The organism is Streptomyces thermovulgaris, assembly GCF_002155915.1.
GTDB classification, from domain to species: domain Bacteria; phylum Actinomycetota; class Actinomycetes; order Streptomycetales; family Streptomycetaceae; genus Streptomyces; species Streptomyces thermovulgaris.
The window spans coordinates 1-1,374 of sequence record NZ_MUME01000341.1 but is presented as its reverse complement, the minus strand read 5'-3'; the positions used below and the strand labels follow the sequence as shown (position 1 = coordinate 1,374).

Annotated in this window: 1 pseudogene; it reads right to left on the bottom strand. The window is 70.4% G+C overall.

Annotated features, from left to right (window positions below):
• A pseudogene (locus CCN35_RS23310) lies at positions 1–1,374 on the bottom strand (DEAD/DEAH box helicase); the annotation flags it as partial.

The following is a 1,374-nucleotide window of genomic DNA, read 5'->3' as shown; positions in this document are numbered from 1 at the left end:
CGCCAGCCGCGCTCCAGGTCGAGGTAGAGACGGAAGGCGATCACGTCGCGCAGCGTCTTCGCCGCGGCGCGGGCCAGTGACGGGGGCAGGTCGGTGTCGCCGGTGTAGTCCGCGGGATCGAGCGCGAGCGCGTTCGTCACCGCCGAGGCCAGCTCCTCATGGGTGAGGCCGTCCTCGCCCGCGTCCAGGGCGGCCCGGTACAGAGCCCCACGCAACTGGGTGATCTGCACGAAGTCGTTGAAGTGGCCGGCCTGGAGAGAGGCGTCCTGACGGTTGTCGACGAAGGTGAGGAGCTTGCGCGCCTCCTTGTCCAGCGCCTCCTCCGGCACGGACCTCAGGGACCGCACGATCGACGCGGAGATGAGGGAGGTCGCCGACGACCGGCCCTCCTGGTCCAGCGTCGCCAGCTTCGCGAAGTCCCGGCCGCGCGTCTGCTCGTAGGACACCCCGCAGTGCAGGCAGAACAGGAACGGCGACGGGATGAACGCGGCCCGCAGCTCGCCCCGGCCTTCGTAACCGAACGGGTCGACCGTCACGGCGCGTGGCACCCGGTCGCGGTACGCCTTCTTGACGACCTCCTGCCCCCTGTCGTCGAGTTCCAGCCAGGACTCGGGCAGTCGGCGGTCGTCGACGGCGTACTGGACATTGGAGGGCCAGGCGCGCTCGTCGTCGATGTAGAGGTAGCCGTCGCCCTGCCGACCGCCCGTGGCGGAGGTGTCCCGGCGGGCCTCGTAGCGGACCTCTCCGTCCTTCTCGGTGCGCCAGACCGTCAGGTACTCCTGGCCGCACTCCCGGCAGAACGCCAGCGGCATCAGCAGCTTGCCGCCGCTGCCCGGCTGCTCCAGCTGGTAGGAGCGGGTGAGGTGGCGGGAGAGCTTGTCCTCCAGGGTGACGTACACGGTGTCGCCTTTGGAGAGGAACTGATGCAGCCGGAACGCGAACAGGGGGCGGTCGGTGACCGGATGGCGGGCCTGCGAACCGGCCTCCAGGGTCGCTTCGATGGCTCTGACGCAGTCGTCCTTGGGGACGCCGGACTGCTCGGCCAGCTCGCGTGCCGCGACCTCGATCTTCGTGGGCTGCCGGCGTACCAGTCGGCCCGTCGCCTCGTCCCTGGCCAGACCGAAGCGTGTCTCGATCCAGCGGGCCAGTGGGNNGCGTATGCGCGGGGCGCGGCCGGCGCGGTCAGGCGCTCGGCGGGAACGGTGTCGGGCGCCTCGTCGGTCGCACGGACCAGCGTCTCACCGATGACGTGCTCCGGGCTGACCTTCGTACCGAACAGCGTGCTCGCCACGCGGGCGACGACTTTCTTCTGGTCCTCGAGGGTGCCCTCGGTCGACATGGTCGCCGAGGTGCCGATGCACTGCATGTTCGGGG